This is a genomic window from Psychrobacter sp., assembly GCF_035469765.1.
In the GTDB taxonomy this organism is placed as follows: Bacteria; Pseudomonadota; Gammaproteobacteria; order Pseudomonadales; family Moraxellaceae; genus Psychrobacter.
Window position 1 is genome coordinate 1 of record NZ_DATIRM010000427.1, and the last position, 2,516, is coordinate 2,516.

General features: G+C 39.8%; 2 protein-coding genes and 1 pseudogene. All 3 read right to left on the bottom strand.

Annotation, left to right across the window (positions count from 1 at the left end):
• Window positions 1-8: 8 nt before the first annotated feature.
• Window positions 9-668 (bottom strand): two-component system response regulator NarL, encoded by a 660-nt coding sequence (gene narL / locus VLN09_RS11785; protein ID WP_201624899.1) that lies wholly within the window; start codon window positions 666-668, stop codon window positions 9-11.
• 195 nt (window positions 669-863) lie between these two features.
• A complete protein-coding gene (locus VLN09_RS11790; protein ID WP_325246749.1) occupies window positions 864-1,751 on the bottom strand; it encodes a histidine kinase in 888 nt (295 codons plus the stop codon).
• Between the two features lie 69 nt (window positions 1,752-1,820).
• Window positions 1,821-2,516, bottom strand: a pseudogene (locus VLN09_RS11795) (histidine kinase); the annotation flags it as partial.

A 2,516-nucleotide genomic window follows, 5' to 3' on the forward strand; every position in this document is an offset into this window, starting at 1 on the left:
GTTACAAGCTATTTAGATAAATGGTTAACCGTCCACACCGCCGCTTCTACCCGTGTTCGTAGACCGGTTTTATTGAGGATATGCTTGACGTGTACTTTTACCGTTGATTCGGCGATATCTAAATTATTAGCAATCATCTTATTACTAAGCCCCTCAGCAATCATCTGAATCACTTGTAACTCTCTACTGGTCAGATTACTGGCAATATCTTGGATACTGGGTGTGCGCAACGTTTGGGCAAGTATTGAGGCTAGATTAGGACTGATGACCAGCTCGCCGCGGAGTATCTTTCTGATATCAATAATAATCAGCTCAGGCTCCATATCTTTTAGCAGATAGCCATCGACGCCCAATTTTAACGCCTCTTGCACGTCTTCGCCGCTATCAGAAACAGTGAACAATACAGTTTTGGTATTGATGTTTCGGGCTTTGATTTCTCTCAAGGTTTCGATACCGGTAAGCACCGGCATTTTATGGTCAAGTATCACCAAATCGACGTCATTATTTTCTAAAAATGCTAATGCCTCTTGACCATTACTGGTTTCGCCAACGACTTTTACATCGTCTTCAAGACTTAATAACTCAGATATACCGCGACGTAGCATCGGATGGTCATCAACTAATAATAGGCGAGCGGGCGACGTGCTGGTATAAACTTTGGTGCTCATAACATACTCACAAATTAAAAAAAATGGTACAAGAATTTAATGATTCAGTATTAAAATGTGCAAAAACGATTGATTGAAAACACTATTCTAAATGAAACTTGCTAGAAAAAATCTCTCAAAATACGCTATCAAAAAATGCAAAATAAAAACTTCGCAAAAGATAAATCAATCGCCTCAAACCACAATTTTATGGGGTTATAAATAAGCGTCTTTATTACTCTCTTCATCAAAAAAGTTGGGTTCAAATCTGACTGTAACAATGCTGCCATGCGGTTGATTATCGGTCACGATGAGTTCGCCGCCGATATTATGGGCACGCTCTTTCATAATCATTAAGCCGTGGTGCTGGGTTTGGTCGACATTCCCAGACATGCCAATGCCATCATCAATGATACTCATGACGATATACTTATCACCGTCTTCATACGCTAGATGAATCTCTACATTTTGCGCTTTTGCATGACGGCTAATATTTGATAACGCTTCTCTAGCAATTTGAATCAAATCTATCTGCTCAGTGGCACTTAAATTAAGCGTCATAATGTGATTGTGTACCATCATATTAAAGTTACCCTTTAAGGCAAACTCACTGGCGGCTTCGTGCAGTGCTTCATCAAAATTATCGCTATCGATAGTCAAGCGAAAAGTCACTAATAAATCTCTTAACTGCTGATAAGCAGAACCTAGCCCCATTTTTATCTGCTCAATATTTTTATACACTGGCGCTTGTACTGGCTCACTGGCAGCATTTTTCAGATGTCTTTCAAGGACACTGACTTGAATTTTTAAATAAGACAACGACTGCGCCAAAGAATCATGTAGCTCTCTAGCAATGGTCGAGCGCTCTTCAAATAAAATCAGCTGATGCTCTTGCTGTCTTTGTTTACGTAATGATAATGCGGTGCTAATCAAGTTGGTCAGCGATACGATTAGCTCGTTATTTTGCGCATCTAACTCAGCACTGACAAATGGGAAGATACTCCTTCCCGCTTCCGTCATGTTAATGCGCTGTTCTGGCGCTATATTACTATTACTCCGATCATTAGCATCATCCGAAATAATAGAGCGATTAATTACTAGCACCGACTTTGGTCGTACACGTAATTCTCCAAACTCCTCTTGTTGATGGATGATAGGATAGGATGTGGTGTGTTAACCATTTTTAGTGACGCAATTCTCACAGCTAAGTTTTTTACACAGCTCTTTCATTTTTTCGCCGTGTAGAACGATGGCATTCTTATTAGTGATATATTTATTCTGTATGCACAAAGTAAATTCTAAATGCGGCAAGGTTTTGCTGAAATCTGCAATCAAGGCATCGAGCTGATATAAGCTCACTTGGTTGGTCGTCAGCGATTTTGAGAAGTCATAAAATAGCGACAGCACTTGGTTGGCTTTGACCAAATGCTGGGTTTTTACCTGCACTTCACTCTCAAGCGAACGCTGATGGTTCTCAATCGTACTTGCCATATCATTAAAGGAAGCGCCCAGCTCATTAAACTCTTTATAGCCTGATATAGATACTCGCGTATCATGCTTGCCTCGTTTAAATTGACTGTTGGCTTTTATCAGACGTTGTACCGGTATCAGTATGTTTTGACGCAGTTTTTGCATACCTACTAGCATAATAATAACCGTCAGCATTAACGAAGTAACTTGCAGGATTTGCTGCCACGTCTGACGTTGCTCATTTCTATATTGTAGCTCACTGACAAAGCCGTCCACATCTTTAATGTACTGCGATGAGACAATATAAAATCGCTGCTTATTTTGTGATAACAATGCAGGTTTCAAATCACGAAACCACTGTGACTCTATTTGTTTAAGTTGGTTATTAATGACTTTATG